Raw genomic sequence first — 18,555 nt, forward strand, 5'->3', positions numbered from 1 at the left:
TCAGGCGCTCAGAACGTCGAGCATCCCGTCCACCGAGGACGGCCAACCGAACACCTCGGCACGTCGCCGGGCGTCGGTTCGGCCGCCCTCGGGGAGGCCGAACACGGTCTGGACCCCCTCGGCGAACGACTCGGCGGTGTTGTGGACCACCGCGCCGCAGCGGTCGGTGAGCATCTCGGCGACCGCCGAGGTCCGCGAGGCGACGACCGGGGTCCCCGCCGCCAACGCCTCGAGCGCGGAGAGGCAGAACGTCTCGTGCGGCCCGGGGGCCATGGCGACGTCGGCGGCGGCGAGGAGCCCGGCCACCGCGGTCCGACTCTCGAGGAATCCCGTGAACGTCACGGGCAGTCCCGCGGCGCGACGGGTGAGGGCGGCGCGTCGGGGTCCGTCGCCGGCGATCACGAGGTGGGTGTCGATCCCCGACCGCACGAGGTGCGCGCACGAGTCGATGCTGCGCTCGACGTGTTTCTCCACCGACAGGCGACCGCAGTGCACCATCAGGTGCCGTGCGGACCCGCGCCACGTCCGGGCGGCATCGAGATCTCGTCGTCGTGGATGGAACAGGTCGAGATCGACGCCGAACGGCACCCGGTGGACGTTCGTCGCCCCGATGCGGTCGAACTCCGCGCGCGCGAACTCCGTGGTGCAGACCACGGCGTCGTAGCCGGCTGCGGTCCGTGAGTTCGCGAGATCAGCTGCGGCACGGGCATATCGGGTCGGCATGACCTGGCCGAGCAGCCGATCGAGACGCTCGTGCGAGATCATCACCGCGGCGATGTCGCGGCGGCGAGCCCACGGCCCGAGACCACGCAACGTCAGTCGGTCCGACACCTCGATCGCATCGGGTCGCAACCCGCGCAACACCTGAGTGACCCGATGGGGATCGGCCACCCGGTAGCCGCCGGTGAACGGGATCTGCAGTGCGGGAACGGTGATGCGACACACCCCCGACGCCAGGACCTCCTCGCGGGCTCGGCGGCCGGGGACGACAACCGACACGGTGTGCCCGCGGTCGGTGTAGCCCCAGCCGAGTTGATCGACCGCGGTGCGCAGACCCCCGGAGCGGGGTCCGTAGAAATTCGCGACCTGAACGATGTGCATCGCCGCAGTATGAGTCGGGGATCACACGGGCCGTTGTCGGTGAGATGTACAGCGGCACAACGATCACACAACAGAACGCTGCCGATGTTGTGGTCCGGCACATCGGGCAGTTCGGTCACGGCGCGGTCGGCGAACTTTCGCTAACCTCGGCCACATGGACGTGATCGCAGACAGCGAAGCCCGGTTGTCCTGGGTGCTCGCAGGCCTGGCGGGATTGGTCGGCGCTGCCGCTTTCACCGTCACCGGTGGATATTTCGTGACCTTCATGACCGGCAACGCCGAACGTGGGGTGCTCGGTTTCTTCACCGATCAGCCGACGATGGCGCGCGCCGCCATCTTCATCACCCTGAGTTTCGTCGGCGGGGTCGTGGTCGCGTCGCTGTGCCGACGCCACCTGTGGGTCAACCACCCGCACGGCGCCACCGTTCTGACCACGTTCGCCCTCGTGGTCGCGTCCGTGGTCGACCTGATCATGGCCGGCTGGGACGCACCGCAGGTCGAGTTCGTCCCGATCCTGTTCGTGGCCTTCGGTATCGGCGCGCTGAACACGTCGTTCTGCAAGGACGGTGAGGTGTCGATCCCGCTGAGTTACGTGACCGGCACGCTGGTGAAGATGGGACAGGGAATCGAACGCCACATCAGTGGCGGCAAGGCGTCGGACTGGCTCGGATACTTCCTGCTGTACTTCTCGTTCGTCGCAGGCGCCCTGATCGGCGGACTGGTCAGCCTGGTCATCAGCAACCCGCAGATGCTCGTCACGGCCACCGTGATCAGCGCGGTGGTCTCGACGTACACCTACACCGTGGCCGACCGCACCGGGGTGCTCGGCTGATCGAGCCGCGTCACTGTCCCGAGTCGTACTTCGGGACGACGGCGTAGACGATCAGGTCCTTCGGGGCGCCCTTCGCCCGAAACCGCCTGCGCCGCTTGATGTACTTGTCGGCATCGGTGACATCGAGAGTGGAACTCGTCGCCAGGACCTCTCCCCCGGACGCCGCGTCGGCCACCCGCGCGGCGATGTTGACGTCGACCCCGAGGTAGTCGTCGCCGTCGCGCCGTGGCTTGCCGGTGTGCAGCCCCGCGCGTAGCTGGGGGCGGTAGCCGTCGATGGTGATCGCGCTGACCGCCAGGCCGGCTTCGTGGGCCGCCTCGATCGCGTCGGCGCCGTCGACGAACACCGCCATCACCCCGTCCCCCAACGACTTGACCACGCGACCGTTGCGGCGGGTGACGATGTCGGTGGTCGCTGCGTTGACCTGGCGGAGAAGCGTGAGGACCTTGTCGTCCCCGGCCCGCAGTGCCCAGGTGGAGAAGCCGACCAGATCGGTGAACAGGATCGTCACGTACTCACTGGGCGCCGACACCGCCGGTCGGCGCGCGACCAGCGCCTGCCACAGCTGGACCGCGGTCAGGCCCAGTTCGCGCAGGGCGGTGGGCTGGGCGGAGCCGGCCTCGCCGATCAGTCGGGCGATGCGATCGCTGTTACGCGTCGGATTGCTCGACACCTCGAGGATCGGCAGATCGCCCGGAGCGACCTTGCGGGCCGACCGTGCGGCCTCGACGACCGAATCCGTCCGGTTCACCCGGCCCGCCCATTCCCGGACGCGGGTCAGCCCGTCGAGGAACGCACGTCCATGGGGGTGCCGGTTGTCGTCGGGATCAGCCATGGTCCTGGTGTCTCATCCGTGCCGAGTGCGTCGTCACAGGTCCAGGGTGCATCGTCCGGAGACGGTGCTGATGCAGGTCTGGATGCGGTCGCCCTCGCGGTGTTCGTCCCCGGAGCGCAGATCGCGGACGTAGCCCTCGCTCAACGGCACGACGCACGTCTGGCAGATGCCCATCCGGCACCCGAACGGCATCTGGATGCCCAGCTTCTCGCCTGCCTCGAGCAGCGTTGTGGCGCCGTCGATCTCGGCGGTCTTGTCCGACCTCGCGAACGTCACGGTGCCGCCCTCACCGCCCTTGTCGGTGCGTGCGATCGCGAACCGCTCGATGTGCAGGGTGTCCTCGATGCCGTTCTCCGCCCACACGGCCTCGACCTGGTCGAGCATGGCCACCGGGCCGCACGCCCACGCCGACCGCTCCCGCCAGTCCGGGACGCGGTTGCCGAGATCGGCCATGTCGACCTTGCCCATCTCCCGGGTCAGCTGCAGATCGAGGACGTAGTGCTCGGAGGCGCTGAGTTCCTCGAGCTCGTCGAGGAAGATGACGTCGTCGCGGGTGGGGGCGGAGTGCACGTGGACGATGTCGGGGTGGTCGCCGCGGGCCCGCAACCCGCGCAGCATCGAGATGACCGGTGTGATGCCGCTGCCCGCGGTGATGAAGAGCAGCTTCTCCGGGGCCGGGTTCGGCAGGATGAAGTCGCCCTGTGGCGGTGCGAGTCGGATGACGGCGCCCGGCTGCACGCCGTCGACGAGGTGTGTCGAGAGGAAACCGTCGGGGTTGGCCTTCACGGTCACGGTGATGCGCTTGCGTCGCGACTCGCCGATCGAGGTCAGCGAATACGAGCGCCAGTGCCAGCGCCCCTCCACCTGCAACCCGATGCCGACGTACTGCCCCGGTGCGTAGGTGTGCGAGAAACCCCACCCGGTCTCTATCTCGACCGTGGCGGTGTCGGCGGTCTCCTTGGTGACCGACACGATGCGTCCACGCAGTTCCCGCGCCGACCACAGCGGGTTGAGCAGGTGCAGGTAGTCGTCGGGCAGCAGCGGGGTCGTCGCGCGTGCGATCAGTCCGCGCACGATGTTGATCTGCGGCCGTGCGGCCTCGACGTCTTTCGCGGGGTGTTTACTCCACTTGAGCAGGTCCACTTCGGTCTCCGGATCAGTCGGTCGCAGTGGCCATCTCGGACGGGGAGCCTCCCCCACCCGCCTTCGGCGTCGAACCGCCGTCGGAGCGCTCCTCGCGTCGGTTGGCGACGACGCTGCTGAGGAAGGCGGCGCCGATGAAGGCGACCCCGACCAGGCCGGTGATGATCTCGTTGATGTGGTACTCGATCGAGATGAACAGGATCACCGACAGCGCGCCGATGGCCCAGTGCGCTCCGTGCTCGAGGTAGCGGTAGTCCGACAGGGTGCCCTGTCGGACGAGATAGACGGTGATCGAGCGGACGAACATCGCGCCGATGAAGCCGAGCCCCAGGGCGATGATGATCGGGTCGGCGGTGATCGCGAACGCGCCGATGACGCCGTCGAACGAGAACGACGCGTCGAGGACCTCGAGGTAGAGGAACAGGAAGAACGCGGCCTTGCCGGTGGCCTTGACCAGGGTGGACGGACCGCCTGCGGCGCGCGAGGCGACGTCGCGCTCGTGGTCCTCCTCGAGCTGCTCGGTGTGGAACAGCGATCCGAGTCCGTCGACCGCGATGTAGGTGATCATGCCCAGCACGCCGGCGATCATGATCGTCGCGCGGTGCTGGTCGTCGGCGAGGAACTCCGCGACCAGGGTCAGGCTGAGGCCGGCGATGATGACCGACAGCTGGTCGAGCTTGCCGATGGTGGCCAGCGGCTTCTCGAACCACGAGAGCCACTTGGTCTCGCGCTCGGACAGGATGAAGTTGAGGAACAGCATGAACAGGAACATGCCGCCGAACGCCGCGATCTGCGGGTGGGCGTCGGTGAGGATCTGCTCGTAGGACTCCTGCCCGGATCCCTCGGCGGGCGGGTTGAGCGCGAGGTCGAAGGCCTGGACCGGGTTGAGGCCCGCGGTGACCCAGACGACGACCAGCGGGAACAGCAGACGCATGCCGAAGACGGCGATGATGATGCCGACGGTCAGGAACATCTTCTGCCAGAACTCGCTCATCTTCTCGAGCACGGTGGCGTTGATGACGGCGTTGTCGAAGGACAGCGACACCTCGAGGACGCCGAGGATGGCGCAGAGCGCGACGGCTTCCCAGCTGCCGTAGACGAACGCCGCCACGAGTGCGGCGATGGTGACCAGGACCGAGATCCCGAAGGTACGAACAACCACTGATGTGGCCTTCCGCTAGAGGACGCAGTTCGGGAGTCGTGCCGCCGACATCGGCGGCCACGACTCCCGAGTGCTGGTCACGTGGATGGGCAGTCTGACGTTACTGCACGACGAGAGATCAGACGTTGACGCCGAAGTCCCGTGCGATCCCGGCGAGTCCCGAGGCGTAGCCCTGACCCACCGCGCGGAACTTCCACTCCGCGCCGTTGCGGTACAGCTCGCCGAACACCATGGCCGTCTCGGTGGACGCGTCCTCGGTGAGGTCGTAGCGGGCGAGTTCGGAGTTGTTCGACTGGTCGACGACGCGGATGAACGCGTTACGGACCTGACCGAACGACTGCGAGCGCGCGTCCGCGTCGTAGATCGAGACGGGGAAGACGATCGAGTCGACCTCCGGCGGCACGGCGGCGAGGTTCACCTTGATGACCTCGTCGTCGCCCTCGCCCTCACCGGTGGTGTTGTCACCGGTGTGTTCGATGGAGCCGTCCGGCGAGGTGAGGTTGTTGAAGAAGACGAAGTGCTTGTCCGACAACGCCTTCTTGTCGGTCCCGGTGCCGATCGCGCTGGCATCGAGGTCGAAGTCGGTGCCGGTGGTGGAACGGATGTCCCAGCCGAGGCCGACGGCCACCGCGGTGAGGTTCGGGGCCTCCTTCGTCAGAGAAACGTTTCCGCCCTTGCTCAAGCTGACGCCCATGTCAGTCCTTTCCGTTGTTGCCTGTCAGAGCTGGTCAACCCAGTCTGAATACATTGCAGCCACCGTACGTGAAGTCCGACATCCGGTGCGAGCGATCGAGGTGTCCGACCGGCTGCACCCGAACAACTGCCGCGACCCGTTCAAAGGTTCCCCAGTACGATTGCGCAGGTGGTCACTGGCTGGTTCGGACGCGGTCCCCGTTCGGGGTCACGCACCCCGACCGGGCCCCTCGACGCTGCCCGTGAGGCCATGGTCCGCGACTTCCTGCAGCTCGACCAGCGGCTTTCCATCATCGCCGACGGTGTCGACGCCGCGACGGCCCTGGGCGGCGACCGAGCGTTGGCGCAGGCCTTCGAGCCGGTGCGCACCCGGGTCTACGTCAGCATCGACCGCTACCTGTCGCTGAGCGACTCCCCGGAGACCCCCACGGCGACGCCGGCCAACCGTCAGGCCGAGTACGAGCAGTGTTCACGAGACATTCACGAGTCCATCGCGGCGCTCGACCGGTTCTACTCCGAACACTCGACGGCGATAGAGGGCGCCCGGACCATGCGCGCCGCGGTCCCCGACCGCGCCGGTGCCGCCATGGGCGCGTCGGATGCGGCCATCGCGGCGGTCGACGCCCTGCCGGCCGAGTTGTCGGTGTACAGCTCCGTGCGCTCGGCCCTCGACCACCTCGCACGTGTGCGGGCCGACTTCGACCGCGCACGCGACGCGGCCGACGGCGTCGCCACGGCCGAACTCAACACCGCCACGGCCGAGCTGACCGCTGCGGCAGAGGAACTGACCGCCGCGGTCGGGGCCGCGCCCCATCGTTCGGTGGAGGTGGGTCGGGCACTGTCGTCGGTCCGGACGCGATGGTCGGCGGTTCGCACCCGCGCCGAACGTCTGCCCGAGACCTACTCGGCGCTGCTGCGGGAGTTCTCGGCCGCCTGCTCGGAGGATCTGATCGGGCACGACCGACGGGGCGACGAGGCCCTGCGGGCGGCCTCCGGACACATCGACTCCGCGGCACGCCTGCTGGGCGCCGACCCGGACCAGGCCGGCGCCGAGGTCGGTGCGGCCAGGTCGTCCCTCGCCGACGCGGAACACTTCATCGACGGCGTGACCGACCGCCTCACCACGCTGCGTGACGTTCGGGCCGACCCGCAGGCGGTCGAGGGTAGAGTCCGATTCCAGATTCGCGATGCCCAGCTGCTCGCCGTCGACCGCGGTCTGGTGCCGCAGTGGGGAACGGTTCTCGACGCGGCTGCGGCCCGAGCGGATCGGGCCACCGCCGGTCTGACCGGCACCCACCCCGACTACTGGGGCTACGTGACCGAGATGAACGACATCGCCGCGTTCGTCGCGGACGTCGTCGCGAAGATGAAAGGTCAGGGCAGACGGAGATGACTTCCACCGCGACCACGGGTCGGACGGTGACGCATTTCCCGATGCTCGACGAGAGCGAACTCGCTCGTCTCTTCCATCGACGGCCCCAGCCGATCCCGGTGGACTCCGACCGTGAACTCCTCGCGACCGCTCTGGGCGCCACGCTCTACATCCCGGCGATCCGCGACGGCCTGGTGTCGCTCGTCGAGCGCGCCGCCGCGGCGGGGTCGGTGTCGATCGTCATCGACCTCGAGGACGCCGTCCCCGACGACGCGGTCACCGCGGGGTTGCACGCGGTGGTGACCGCTCTCGACACCCTCGCCCGTCGCGGCGGTCCCCTGCTGTTCGTCCGCGTCCGCTCCGCCGACCAGATCGACGCGCTGATCGCCGAGATGACCACGGGCGCGGACATCCTCGCCGGTTTCGCGATCCCCAAGTTCGACTCGTCCTGCGGACGCGACTACCTGACCCGCATCGACCGCGCCTCCGACGTCGTCGGGCGTCGGCTCTACGCGATGCCGATCATCGAGACGCCCGATGTACTGCACCTGGAGACACGCGGCGACGAACTGCGCGCCATCGCCGAACTGCTGGCCGAGTTCCGCGAGAGTGTCCTAACTGTGCGGATCGGCGCCACCGACCTGTGCGGCACCTTCGGCATCCGTCGCGATCCCGATCTGACGATCTACGACGTCCACCCCGTCGCCTCGGTGATCGCCGCGGTGGTCAACATCCTGGGTCGTCGCGACGGAACCGGGTTCGTGATCACCGGACCGGTATGGGAGTACTACAACGCGCACGAACGCATGTTCCGACCGCTGTTGCGCAACACGCCGTTCAAGGAGATCGACGCCGTCCGGTTCCGCACGCATCTGGTCAGCCGCGACCTCGACGGACTGCTGCGGGAGCTGGTGCTCGACCGCGCGAACGGCCTACAGGGCAAGACCGTCATCCACCCGACACACGTCAACGTGGTCCACTCGATGTGCACGGTCTCGCACGAGGAGTACGTCGACGCGCTCGCCGTCCTCGGGGTCGACGACGAACAGGCCGGTCCGGATGCGGCCGGCGACATCGGCGGCGTTCTCCCGTCGGAGTACCGCAACAAGATGAACGAACGTCGCCCGCACCGTGCCTGGGCCGAACGCACGCTGACACGTGCCACCGTCTTCGGGGTCACCCGTCCCGACGTCGCGGTCATCGAATTGCTGACCGCGGTGGTCGATCGGTGACGGCGTACCCGACATCCGCCGTGACGCCCTGGGCCGGAACGGAACTCGGACTGGTGGCGTCGCATGTCGACGGCGCCGCCGGATGGACCGTCGACGCACTGATCGAACCGGGTCTGCGACGCAATCCCAAACGGGCGCACCTCTGGGTGTCGCGTGTCCTCGGCAAACACATCCCGGTGGCCCCGTCGACCATCGTCCGCGCCGGCTCCGACCTCGCCGATCTGGTGGATCTCCGCGGCGCCGACTCGGTCATCGTGTTCGGGTTCGCCGAGACGGCGACGGGGCTGGGCCACGTCGTCGCCCGACGGCTCGACGCGCCGGTGTACCTGCACTCCACCCGGCGTCCCGGCCCGGTCGGTGCCACGTGGGCGCGGTTCTCCGAGGGGCACTCCCACGCCACCGACCATCTGATCCAGCCCTCGTCGCCCGAACTGATGGAGACCGCGGACGTGCTGGTGCTCGTCGACGACGAGATCTCCACGGGCGCAACCGCCCTCGACGCGATTCGATCGCTGCACCGACTCGTGCCGCAGCGTCGCTACATCGTGGCCGCACTGGTCGACATGCGATCGGAGGCCGATGTGGCGACCTGTGATGCGGCTGCGGCAGAGCTCTACATCACCGTGGACTTCGTCAGCCTGGCGCGCGGTGTCGCAACCGTGCCCGCGGATCTCGTCGCACAGGTCGCGGCGCTGCCCGATCCGCAACCCGCCGCCGCCCACCACCGCGACACCGCCGGCGACGGCGAGGTGATCCGCGTCGACGTCCCGTGGTCGCACCATGTCCCCGACGGCGGCCGACACGGGTTCCTGTCCACCGACGAGCCTGCGTTCGCCGTGCTCGTCGACGCCGCGGCGGACGCGCTCGCGCCCCATCTCGATCCGCGGCGCCCCGTGGTCGTGATCGGGCACGAGGAGCTGATGTACCTGCCGCTGCGGATCGCGGCGGTGCTGGAGACCCAGGGCCGGATCGTGCTGTCGCAGACGACTACCCGCTCCCCCGCGCACGTGCGGAACGTGGACGGTTATCCGTTGCGCCACGGTTTCGCCTTCACGGCGCCGGAGGTGCGGACGTCGCCGGATGCCCCGCTGCGGTACCTCTACAACGCCGGTGAGGCAGACCCCCTCACCCAGCGGGTGCTCGTCGTGGACGCCGCCGCCGACACCGACGCCCTGGTCGCCGACGACTCGGTGATCGCCGCGCTGACCGGGTCCGGCCGCGACCTCGTGGTCCTGGTCGTCGGCGACACACGGTTCGGAGCGCTGGCCGCGGCCCGGGGTGTCGGACGATGAGCCTGCCGACCCCGCTGTACGGGCCCGACTTCGGCAGTTACGCCCCCGACGAGGTCGCATGGTTGCTGACCGACCTGTCCGATGTCGATCTCGAGGCCGACATCGAGATCCGCGAGCGCGCGATCCAGGCCGGTACGGCGCACTACGCCGAGTCGTTGCCCATCGAGTTCCAACCCGACGAGCGGTACCGGGCCCTGTTCGACACCGTGCTCGCCGAGACCGCTCAGACGCTGGCCGCGGCGGTCGCGACGGTCACCGAACTGGTGATCGCCGAACGCGGCGAGAACGTCGTGGTGGCGTCACTCGCCCGGGCGGGCACCCCGGTCGGCATCCTCATGCGTCGGTGGGCGCGGTACCGGCACGGTCTCGAGCTCCCGCACTACGCGGTGTCGATCGTCCGCGACCGGGGCATCGACCGGACCGCGATCGACTACCTCGCCGCTCATCACGACCCGGCGTCGGTGGTGTTCGTCGACGGGTGGACCGGCAAGGGCGCCATCGCCCGCGAGCTGAGGGCCGCACTCGACGAGACCGCGGCGGCCGGGGGGCCGCGGTGCAACCCCGACCTGGCCGTTCTCGCCGATCCCGGACACTGCGTCCGCACCTACGGCACCCGCGACGACTTCCTCATCGCCTCGGCCTGCCTGAACTCGACGGTCTCCGGACTGGTGTCGCGGACGGTGCTGAACGCAGATCTGATCGGGCGCAACGATTTCCATGGCGCGAAGTTCTACCGCGAACTCGCCGACTCGGACGTGTCGAACCGTCTGCTCGACGCGGTGTCCGGCGCCTTCCCCGACGTCGCGGGCGGGATCGACGATGCCGTCGCCGACCTCGTCGCCTCCGACCGGACACCGACATGGAGCGGGTGGCGCTCGGTGGAGGACATCCGGGCGCGGTACGGCATCACCACGGTCAACTTCGTCAAGCCCGGCGTCGGTGAGACGACGCGCGTGCTGTTGCGACGGGTCCCGTGGCGGATCCTGGTACGCGATCCCGATGCCCCCGAGCTGCACCACATCCACGCCCTCGCCGAGAGTCGGGGTGTGCCGGTGGAGGTCGTCGACGACCTCGCGTACTCGTGCATGGGGCTCATCAGGGAGCTCGAATGAGCGAGAGGCAGCAGTGACCGCGCTCGTCGCCACCGATCTGGATCGGACCCTCATCTATTCGACGGCCGCCGCCGAACTCGGTGTCGAGGCCGACGACTACGCCTGCGCGACGACGCTGCGGTGTGTCGAGATCTATCAGGGCCGACCGCAGTCGTTCATGTCCCACCGCGCGGTCGAGTTGCTCGACGAGCTGGACCACGTCGCGACGGTGGTCCCGGTGACCACTCGCAGCGTCGAACAGTTCCGCCGCGTCGAGCTGCCGTTCACACCGGACCCGTCCCGTCGCCGGTTCGCGGTGGCGGCCAACGGCGGCGAGATCCTCGTCGACGGTGTGCCCGACCCCGTGTGGCGAGCCGAGGTCGAGCGGCGGCTGGCCGCGGCCTGCACACCCGTCTCGGACGTCCACGACCACCTCTCCGCCGACGCCGATCCCGGCTGGCTGCGGTCGCTGCGCGTCGCCGACGGTCTGTTCTGTTACGCCGTCGTCGAACTCGCCACCATGCCGACCGACCTGGTCGACCGGTGGCGGGAGTGGGCCCGACCCCGCGGATGGAACGTGTCCCGACAGGGCCGCAAGATCTATGTGATGCCCGACCCGGTGACCAAGTCCGCGGCCGTGGCGGCGGTCCGCGACCAGTACCTCCCGCACCCCACCGACCGCCTGTTCGCGGCGGGGGACGGCGTGCTGGACCGGCCCCTGCTGATGTCGGCCGATCGAGCGATCCGACCCCGGCACGGTGAGTTGCAGGAACTCTCGTGGCACCATCCGACGTTGTCCGTTACGAGCGCTTCGGGCATCGCCGCGGCCGAGGAGATCCTGGATTGCCTGCTGATCTGGTCTCGCGAGACCGCGGTGACCCGACAATCGTGAACACGACCGAGATGACCACCACCGAACGACCGACAGAGGAACGTGACTGATGGCGACGACGCTGACCAAGGGACAGAACGGCCCCCTCGCGGGAACCGAGGTGGAGATCTCGGTGGACCTGGCCGCGGCCAGTGATCTGTCCGCACTCCTCGTGACCGACTCCGGCAAGGTCCGCACCGACGCCGACTTCGTCTTCTTCAACCAGCCGTCCGGGCCCGGCGTCACGCTGGTGACCGGCGCGGGCATCGGCACCCTGGCGCTGAGCCTCGGATCGGTTCCGGCCGACATCGCCCAGATCCGCGCGGTCATCACCCTGGAGAACGGCACGTTCGGGCCGATCGCCGCGCCCGTGGCGCATGTGCGCGTCGGTGGGCAGGACGCCTACGACTACCCGATCGACGGACTGTCCTCGGAATCCATCGTCATCGCGATCGAGGTGTACCGCCGCGGCACCGACTGGAAGGTCCGGGCGGTCGGACAGGGTTACGCCGGTGGTTTCGCCGCCCTGGTCACCGACCACGGCGTGTCGGTCGACGACGCGCCCGCCCCGGCTGCCGCGCCCGTCGCCCCCACACCGCCGCCGCCGGCCGCAGCCCCGTCGTACCAGCGGCCCGCGCCGGCCGCCCCGCAGGCGCCCCCGACCCCGGCCCCGGCGGCACCGAGTGCATCGTCGTGGCCGACGGCCTCGACCGGCGAGGTCAGCCTGAGCAAGGACCGTCCGGTCAGCCTCACCAAGGGCCAGCAGGTGTCGCTGAAGAAGGATGGCGGTGTCGCACTGACCCGCATCACCATGGGTCTGGGTTGGGACCCGGTGGTGACCAAGAAGCGCGGACTGTTCGGCGGGGGCGGCGGCTCGAACATCGACCTCGACGCCTCGGCCATGATGTTCGCGGGTAGGCAGCTCGCCGACCTCGCCTACTACGGCCAGCTGAAGAGCAAAGACGGCTCCATCCACCACGAGGGCGACAACCTCACCGGCGAGGGCGACGGCGACGACGAGGTCATCAACGTCGACCTGACCCGCATCCCGCCGAACATCACGCAGGTGCTGTTCATCGTCACCTCGTATCAGGGGCAGACGTTCGAGCAGGTCGACAACGCCTTCTGTCGGCTCATCGACCAGACCAACCGGTCCGAGCTCGCCCGCTACACATTGGCCGGCGGCATGCCGTTCACCGGGATCGTGATGGCCAAGGTGTTCCGCGAGGGGTCCGGCTGGAAACTGCAGGCGATGGGCGAGGGCATGGCCGCCCGCCACCCCGGCGAGGCCGCCAAGCAGGTCGACCGCTTCCTGTAGACGATCCCCAGCCGATCAGCGCAGCCGGTCGGCGTCGGCGGCCTGGTCGAGCAGTCGCCGACACAGCCCGGTCAGTTCGTCGTGCGAGGCCCTCTCCGCGACGGCGGTGGCGACGTCTTCGGCCGCGCACCGCAGCTCGAACAGACGGTCCACGAGTTGCTCGGCCTCCGCGGTGCTCAGGATGACGGCGTCGGCGGGTACCGCGGTCCCGCTCACCTGTGAACGTTGTTCGTAGGCACGCTGACGGCAGGCCTGTTTGCAGTACTTGCGACGTCGACCGGTCTCGGAATCGACGATCGGACGCCCGCACCAGGCGCATGCGTATGGCCGGCGGCGGCGTGCGGTCTCCATCGTCGCAGGTTACCGCCGTCCTCCCGACGCCCGACATGACCGGGCCGCGAACGTGGGATGACCACATCGCGCGACACGAGTAGCATGGACACGTTCTGGCTCGACAACGATCGGCAGCGCATGCCCTGATGAGGGAATCCGCCGGTCCCCACCCCGGACGCTCCGATGTGCGGGCGGGTACGACGAGCACACAGCAGAGAGGACACACCCATGGCAGATCGTGTACTACGAGGAAGCCGTCTCGGCGCCGTCAGCTACGAGACCGATCGTGACCACGACCTCGCCCCCCGGCGGATCGTGCAGTACCGGACCGACAACGGCGAGCTCTTCGACGTCCCCTTCGCCGACGACGCGGAGATCCCGTCGAAGTGGCCGTGCAAGAACGGCATGGAGGGCACCATCCTCGAGGGCGCCGAGCCCGACGAGAAGAAGGTCAAGCCCCCGCGTACCCACTGGGACATGCTGTTGGAGCGTCGTAGTGAGTCCGAGCTCGAGGACCTGCTGACCGAGCGTCTCGACCTGCTCAAGCAGAAGCGTCGCGGCGTCAGCACCTAGAACGGGTCACACCCCCGAGGGGTCGGCACCGCGTGCATCGGATCATCGATGCACGCGGTGCCTTTTTCGTGCCCTCAGCGCTTGAGGAGTCCGAGCCGGTCCAGCCGGTGGCGCATGCCCCACTCGGCGACCTTGAAGAAGGCCTCGCCGATGACATCGCCGCTCATCTTGGACTCACCGATCTGGCGTTCGGTGAACGTGATCGGGACCTCGGAGACGACGAACCCGGCCTGGATGGAGCGCCAGGCCAGATCGATCTGGAAGCAGTAGCCGTGCGAGTCGATCGATCCGAGGTCGATCTTCTCGAGGACCGCGCGTCGGTACGCCCGGTACCCGGCGGTGATGTCGCGGATCTTCACCCCGAGTGCCAACCGTGAGTAGGTGTTGGCTCCTTGGGACAGGTACTTGCGTCGCTTTGGCCAGTTCACCAACGACCCGCCCGCGACGTACCGCGAGCCGATCACGAGATCGGAACCGGCGTTGATGCCGTCCAGAAGTCGATGGAGCTGTTCGGGGGCGTGCGAGCCGTCGGCGTCCATCTCCACCAGCACGGCGTAATCGCGTTCGAGGCCCCATCCGAAGCCGGCGATGTAGGCACCACCGAGACCGCTCTTCTCGGCGCGGTGCATCACGTGGATGCGGTCGTCGGCGGCCGCCAGGGCGTCGGCGAGGTCACCGGTGCCGTCGGGGCTGCCGTCGTCGACGACGAGGACGTGCGCGGCGCCCAGCGCGGCGTGCAGGCGATCGATGATGAGCGGCAGGTTCTCGCGCTCGTCATAGGTCGGGATGATGACGAGGGTGCCCTCGCCGGCGGGTCCCACCGGCTGCGACGGGTCGCCGTCGGACCTGCCGAAGGCCTCAGGTCTCCGCGATGCCATCGGTCTCCTTCGACTGGGTGCGCTCGTCTGGTGCGTTCTCGGATGTCGTCGGCGCGTCGCGCAAACGTCGATCAAACCTAATACGTAGGGCGAGCGCCACCAAAAAACCGATCAGCGTGACGATGATCGCGATGACCTGAGGGATCGCGCCGACGCGGGTGGCGGGCGTCTGCGCGGTGTGCAGCGGGATGCGCTCCACGAGCATCCCCGGCTCGAAGAAGCCGGTCCGGGACACCAGGCTGCCGTCGGGGGCGACGATCGCGCTGATGCCGCTGGTCGCGGCGACCGCAACGCTGCGGCCGTGCTCGACCGCGCGGACCTGCGACATCGCCAGCTGCTGGTAGGTCATCTCGGTCCGACCGAACGTGGCGTTGTTGGTGGGCACGTAGATCATCTGCGCGCCGTCGCGCACGGCTGCCCGCGCCGACCGGTCGAAGGCGACCTCCCAGCACGTCGACACCCCGACCGCCACCGTCCCGTCGGCGGCGGTGGGGACCTGCAGCACGCTGCTTCCGGTGCCCGCGCGGAAGTTGCCCGCCTGGTCGGCGTAGGAGGAGAACTTGCGGAAGAACGACCGCCACGGCAGGTATTCGCCGAACGGTTGCACGATGTGCTTGTCGTAGCGCCCGATCGGGCCGTTCGATCCGTCCCACACCAGGACGGTGTTCGTCGGACGGCCGTCGGGGTTCTCGACGAGGGTGCCGACCAGGATCGGGGCGCCGACCGCCCGCGAGGCGGCGGTGATCTCCTCGGATGCGTCGGAGTTGGCCAGCGGGTCGATGTCGGAGGCGTTCTCCGGCCACAGCACGACGTCGGGTCGGGGTTGACGCCCGGCGCGGATCTCGTCGGCGAGCCGGAACGTCTCCCGCACGTGGTTGTCGAGCACCGCACGTCGTTGGGCGTTGAACTCCAGCCCGAGGCGCGGGACGTTGCCCTGGATCGCCGCGATCGTGACGCTGTCACCGGGACGGTCACCGATGTCGGTGGCGGCGTCGACCGACGGCCACATCGCCGCCGCACAGATCGGGGCGATCAGGAACAGCGCGAGAGCGCCGGCGATCGCAACGACGGGGCGGTGCGTGCGCGGTGCGCGGACCGCGGTGATCACCAGCAGCACCAGACCGGCGAGCGCAGCGCCGGTCAGCGCCACCGCGAACGACAGGGTCGGCACGCCACCGAGCGCGGCCACCGAGATCAACGGACTGTTCACCTGGCCGAATGCGGCTGCACCCCAGGGAAATCCGCCGAACGGGAACGACGACCGCGCCCACTCGACGGTGACCCAGGACAGCGCGAACCACAGCGGGGCCACCGGTAGCCGCATGGTGGCGGTCGCGATCACCCCGAACAACACCAGGTAGATCGACAGCGCGACGGACAGTGCCACCCAGGGCAACGGGCCCACGTAGACACCGATCCACGGCAGCAACGGCAACCAGAACGCGAGACCGTAGACCAGCCCGCACCAGGCGCCGACCTTGAGTGAGGGCCGCCCGACGCCGAGTGCCCCGGCGAGCAGCGCCAGGGAGACGACGCCGAGGAACCACAGGCTGCGCGGCGGGAACGAGCCCCACATGGCGACTCCGCCCAGCACCGAGACGACCGTCCGTGCGACGACGTGGCTCCGCGTCAGCTCACGGACGGACAGGAGTCGGCTCACAGGGACGGCCTGGAGTAGATGACTTCTCCCCCGCGCACCGTGCGCAGGCAGGTCGGGAGTGCGACACCCGGTGACACGTCGGGCAGCGCCGGGACCCGCGCCCGCGGATCGGTCGACCACCGCTGAACCCGGTCCGACGAGCCCGCGGTGACCAGGGAGTCGGCGCGCCAGATCGCGAAGTCTGCGGGCGCGCCCGGGCTGAGCGTCCCCAATGCGCTGTCGACGACGCCCGAGGCGCGCCATCCACCGCGGGTGCACGCGGCGAACGCCGCGCGGGGCGACACGGCGCTGTCGGCGTTGTGGTGATGGACCGCGGCGCGGATCTGCTGCCAGGGGTCGATCGAGGTGACCGGCGCGTCGGAGCTGAACGCCAGGGTGACCCCTGCGCGCGCCAGCGCGGCGAAGTTGTTCAGCGAGGTGCCGCGGCCGAGACCCAGACGCTGTTCGTACAGCTGGCCCGGGCCGCCCCACAGGGCGTCGAACACCGGCTGCATGCTCGCGGTGATGCCTGCGCCCGCCAACACCTGCGCCGCCGCGGCGTCGACCATCTCGGCGTGCTCGATGCGGTGCCCGCAGCGGGCGACCGCCGCGCTGCCGAACTCGTCGACCAGGGCTGTGAAGGCACGGACGACGCATTCGGTCGCGCCGTCGCCGATCAGGTGGAACCCGGCCTGGATGCCGGCCTCGGTACAGGCCCGCAGATGCGCGAGGACGGTGTCGAAGTCGAGGTAGGTGACGCCGGTGTTCTCCGGGTCGTCGGAGTACGGGCGGCACAGCCACGCGGTGTGCGAGCCGATCGCACCGTCGATGAACAGGTCACCCGCGAGTCCGTCGGCGCCGGTCGCGGCGATGAGGTTGCGGGCGTCGTCGGCGGTCGCAGCGGCCTGCCCCCAGTACCGCCGGACCCCGACGCGGTGGTCGAGGTCGGCGATCGAGGCGAAGTCGTTGAGCCCACTGATGTCCGGGCCGCCGTTCTCGTGCACCGACACCACCCCGTGGGCGGCGGCCTCGTCGAGTGCCCGGATCTGGGCCCGGGTGCGCTGGGTGGAGCTCAGCAGACCGCGCGCAGCCCCGCGGACGAGGTGGTGGGCCTCGGCGGTGAGCGGCTGCTGGGGGTCGAATCCGGCGGCGTCGGCGGCGTGTCCGGCGATGACGCGGAGTGCCGAGGACGCCACGGCGGAGTGTTCGTCGATGCGGGCCAGGTACACGGGGCGGTCGCCGACGATGGCGTCGACCTCGTCGGTGGTCGGGCTGCCGTGGTCGGCCCACGCCGAGTCGTCCCACCCCAGCCCCCAGATGAGGTCGCCGCGCGGTACGTCGGCGGCATGGCGGCGTAGGCGGGCGAGGCAGTCCTCGCGGCTCGTCGCGTCGGACAGGTCCAGGCCGTCCAGCGACAACCCCGTGGACGTCAGGTGGACGTGCGAGTCGACGAACGCCGGTGCGACGAACGCGCCGTCGAGATCCTCGACCTGTGCGGTGGGATGCAGTGCGTGTCCGACGTGATCGGAACCGACCCAGGCGACGACGCCGTCGGTGACCGCGATGGCGGTGGAATCGGGCGTGGTCGAGGAGTACACGTGACCGCCGACGAAGAGTTGTGTTCCCACGACGGATCAGTCTGCCTTGTCAGTGCGCCGGGACCGTCGGCGGAGTCGGTGCCGTGGCGGTCGTCGCAGGCGCTCAGTTGATGGATCGCCACCCGGGAGCAGGCGTGGGACCGCCCGGTTCGACGACCTCGCCGTCGATCACCGTGAAAGGACGGCCGGCACGGGAGAAGGTGTTCATGCGCGCGACCACCCGACGTGTACCCATCGCGGCCACGAGGGGACGTGCCGCGGCGCGAACCGGACTGAGCATCAACAGGATCCCCAGCAGGGTGGTGACGAGGCCCGGGATGAACAGCAGCAGGGTCGACGCGGCGAGCAGTGCGCTGTCGGCCAGCGGCCGGGCGGTGTCGCCGGTTCCCTCGGCCGCGGTGCGCAGTTCGGCGAACACCCGGGCACCGCGCCTGCGCAGCATCACGAAGCCGACGACCACGGCGGCGAACGTGGCCAGCAGCGTCCACCAGAAACCGATGCCGTAGACCAGTCCGATGAACGCCCCGATCTCCACGAGCGGGTAAGCGGCGAATATCAGCAGTTTCATGGCCATCAGTCCTTGTCGGTCTCG

At 69.3% G+C, this 18,555-nt stretch carries 18 protein-coding genes; 8 read left to right on the forward strand and 10 right to left on the reverse strand.

The genetic code is table 11. The features are described 5' to 3' along the window. Entirely contained in the window at positions 1–1,101 is a 1,101-nt protein-coding gene (locus LX13_RS20355; RefSeq protein ID WP_253663156.1) for a glycosyltransferase, read from the reverse strand. A 154-nt stretch (positions 1,102–1,255) separates the two neighbouring features. Between LX13_RS20355 and LX13_RS20360 the strand changes: the two genes are divergently transcribed. Beyond that, the gene (locus LX13_RS20360; protein WP_253663157.1) at positions 1,256–1,933 is read left to right on the forward strand and encodes a YoaK family protein; all 678 of its coding nucleotides are present in this window, start codon (positions 1,256–1,258) and stop codon (positions 1,931–1,933) included. A gap of 10 nt (positions 1,934–1,943) precedes the next feature. On the opposite strand, the gene LX13_RS20365 is transcribed toward LX13_RS20360, so the two are convergent. The 4 genes from LX13_RS20365 to LX13_RS20380 all read right to left on the reverse strand — a co-directional run bounded on the left by LX13_RS20365 (position 1,944) and on the right by LX13_RS20380 (position 5,767). Continuing rightward, complete coding sequence (locus LX13_RS20365; RefSeq protein WP_253663158.1) at positions 1,944–2,768, reverse strand: adenylate/guanylate cyclase domain-containing protein; 825 nt, start codon at positions 2,766–2,768, stop codon at positions 1,944–1,946. Between the two features lie 33 nt (positions 2,769–2,801). Then, positions 2,802–3,911, reverse strand: a complete 1,110-nt coding sequence (locus tag LX13_RS20370; RefSeq protein WP_308214771.1) for a ferredoxin reductase — start codon at positions 3,909–3,911, stop codon at positions 2,802–2,804. 13 nt (positions 3,912–3,924) lie between these two features. Next, the gene (locus LX13_RS20375; protein WP_253663159.1) at positions 3,925–5,073 is read right to left on the reverse strand and encodes a DUF475 domain-containing protein; all 1,149 of its coding nucleotides are present in this window, start codon (positions 5,071–5,073) and stop codon (positions 3,925–3,927) included. A gap of 118 nt (positions 5,074–5,191) precedes the next feature. After that, the gene (locus LX13_RS20380; protein WP_253663160.1) at positions 5,192–5,767 is read right to left on the reverse strand and encodes a TerD family protein; all 576 of its coding nucleotides are present in this window, start codon (positions 5,765–5,767) and stop codon (positions 5,192–5,194) included. Positions 5,768–5,935: 168 nt separating this feature from the next. Between LX13_RS20380 and LX13_RS20385 the strand changes: the two genes are divergently transcribed. The 6 genes from LX13_RS20385 to LX13_RS20410 are packed head-to-tail and all read left to right on the forward strand — an operon-like array spanning position 5,936 to position 12,942. Then, positions 5,936–7,159 carry a hypothetical protein gene (locus LX13_RS20385; protein ID WP_253663161.1) on the forward strand — a complete coding sequence of 408 codons (1,224 nt, stop codon included), beginning with the start codon at positions 5,936–5,938 and terminating at the stop codon, positions 7,157–7,159. Next, positions 7,156–8,370 carry an HpcH/HpaI aldolase/citrate lyase family protein gene (locus tag LX13_RS20390; protein ID WP_253663162.1) on the forward strand — a complete coding sequence of 405 codons (1,215 nt, stop codon included), beginning with the start codon at positions 7,156–7,158 and terminating at the stop codon, positions 8,368–8,370. Before LX13_RS20385 ends, LX13_RS20390 begins: the two co-directional genes overlap by 4 nt. Beyond that, on the forward strand, positions 8,367–9,662 hold the full coding sequence (locus LX13_RS20395) for a phosphoribosyltransferase family protein (RefSeq protein ID WP_253663163.1): 1,296 nt from the start codon (positions 8,367–8,369) through the stop codon (positions 9,660–9,662). Before LX13_RS20390 ends, LX13_RS20395 begins: the two co-directional genes overlap by 4 nt. 2 nt (positions 9,663–9,664) lie before the next feature. Continuing rightward, the gene (locus tag LX13_RS20400) at positions 9,665–10,774 is read left to right on the forward strand and encodes a cysteine protease StiP family protein (protein WP_308214783.1); all 1,110 of its coding nucleotides are present in this window, start codon (positions 9,665–9,667) and stop codon (positions 10,772–10,774) included. Between the two features lie 13 nt (positions 10,775–10,787). After that, on the forward strand, positions 10,788–11,645 hold the full coding sequence (locus LX13_RS20405) for an HAD family hydrolase (protein WP_253663165.1): 858 nt from the start codon (positions 10,788–10,790) through the stop codon (positions 11,643–11,645). Positions 11,646–11,694: 49 nt separating this feature from the next. Then, positions 11,695–12,942, forward strand: coding sequence for a TerD family protein (locus tag LX13_RS20410; protein WP_253663166.1), 1,248 nt, complete (start codon positions 11,695–11,697; stop codon positions 12,940–12,942). 15 nt (positions 12,943–12,957) lie between these two features. Here the strand turns inward: LX13_RS20410 and LX13_RS20415 are convergent, their stop codons facing one another. Next, positions 12,958–13,293: a hypothetical protein gene (locus LX13_RS20415; protein ID WP_253663167.1), complete on the reverse strand. Its 336-nt coding sequence runs from the start codon at positions 13,291–13,293 to the stop codon at positions 12,958–12,960. A 210-nt stretch (positions 13,294–13,503) separates the two neighbouring features. On the opposite strand from LX13_RS20415, the gene LX13_RS20420 reads away from it, so the two are divergent. Further along, positions 13,504–13,848 carry an RNA polymerase-binding protein RbpA gene (locus tag LX13_RS20420; protein WP_188492762.1) on the forward strand — a complete coding sequence of 115 codons (345 nt, stop codon included), beginning with the start codon at positions 13,504–13,506 and terminating at the stop codon, positions 13,846–13,848. Positions 13,849–13,922: 74 nt separating this feature from the next. On the opposite strand, the gene LX13_RS20425 is transcribed toward LX13_RS20420, so the two are convergent. From LX13_RS20425 to LX13_RS20440, 4 genes are all read right to left on the reverse strand, one after another. After that, the gene (locus tag LX13_RS20425) at positions 13,923–14,726 is read right to left on the reverse strand and encodes a polyprenol monophosphomannose synthase (protein WP_253663168.1); all 804 of its coding nucleotides are present in this window, start codon (positions 14,724–14,726) and stop codon (positions 13,923–13,925) included. Then, positions 14,707–16,302 (reverse strand): apolipoprotein N-acyltransferase, encoded by a 1,596-nt coding sequence (gene lnt, locus LX13_RS20430; protein ID WP_253663619.1) that lies wholly within the window; start codon positions 16,300–16,302, stop codon positions 14,707–14,709. The genes LX13_RS20425 and lnt overlap by 20 nt, the downstream gene beginning before the upstream one ends. 80 nt (positions 16,303–16,382) lie before the next feature. Next, a complete protein-coding gene (locus LX13_RS20435) occupies positions 16,383–17,993 on the reverse strand; it encodes an amidohydrolase (protein ID WP_253663169.1) in 1,611 nt (536 codons plus the stop codon). Positions 17,994–18,066: 73 nt separating this feature from the next. Beyond that, positions 18,067–18,531 (reverse strand): FxsA family protein, encoded by a 465-nt coding sequence (locus LX13_RS20440; protein ID WP_253663170.1) that lies wholly within the window; start codon positions 18,529–18,531, stop codon positions 18,067–18,069. Positions 18,532–18,555: the final 24 nt, after the last annotated feature.

Origin of the sequence: Williamsia maris (assembly GCF_024171815.1) — a bacterium.
Lineage (GTDB): Bacteria > Actinomycetota > Actinomycetes > Mycobacteriales > Mycobacteriaceae > Williamsia_A > Williamsia_A maris.

What these genes read in the sequence shown, in the direction of transcription:
- LX13_RS20380 (WP_253663160.1), bottom strand. Translation starts at nt 5,767, where the DNA reads ATGGGCGTCAGCTTGAGCAAGGGCGGAAACGTTTCTCTGACGAAGGAG.
- LX13_RS20415 (WP_253663167.1), bottom strand. Translation starts at nt 13,293, where the DNA reads ATGGAGACCGCACGCCGCCGCCGGCCATACGCATGCGCCTGGTGCGGG.
- lnt (WP_253663619.1), bottom strand. Translation starts at nt 16,302, where the DNA reads ATGTGGGGCTCGTTCCCGCCGCGCAGCCTGTGGTTCCTCGGCGTCGTC.
- LX13_RS20355 (WP_253663156.1), bottom strand. Translation starts at nt 1,101, where the DNA reads ATGCACATCGTTCAGGTCGCGAATTTCTACGGACCCCGCTCCGGGGGT.
- LX13_RS20425 (WP_253663168.1), bottom strand. Translation starts at nt 14,726, where the DNA reads ATGGCATCGCGGAGACCTGAGGCCTTCGGCAGGTCCGACGGCGACCCG.
- LX13_RS20420 (WP_188492762.1), top strand. Translation starts at nt 13,504, where the DNA reads ATGGCAGATCGTGTACTACGAGGAAGCCGTCTCGGCGCCGTCAGCTAC.
- LX13_RS20360 (WP_253663157.1), top strand. Translation starts at nt 1,256, where the DNA reads ATGGACGTGATCGCAGACAGCGAAGCCCGGTTGTCCTGGGTGCTCGCA.
- LX13_RS20390 (WP_253663162.1), top strand. Translation starts at nt 7,156, where the DNA reads ATGACTTCCACCGCGACCACGGGTCGGACGGTGACGCATTTCCCGATG.
- LX13_RS20410 (WP_253663166.1), top strand. Translation starts at nt 11,695, where the DNA reads ATGGCGACGACGCTGACCAAGGGACAGAACGGCCCCCTCGCGGGAACC.
- LX13_RS20440 (WP_253663170.1), bottom strand. Translation starts at nt 18,531, where the DNA reads ATGAAACTGCTGATATTCGCCGCTTACCCGCTCGTGGAGATCGGGGCG.
- LX13_RS20365 (WP_253663158.1), bottom strand. Translation starts at nt 2,768, where the DNA reads ATGGCTGATCCCGACGACAACCGGCACCCCCATGGACGTGCGTTCCTC.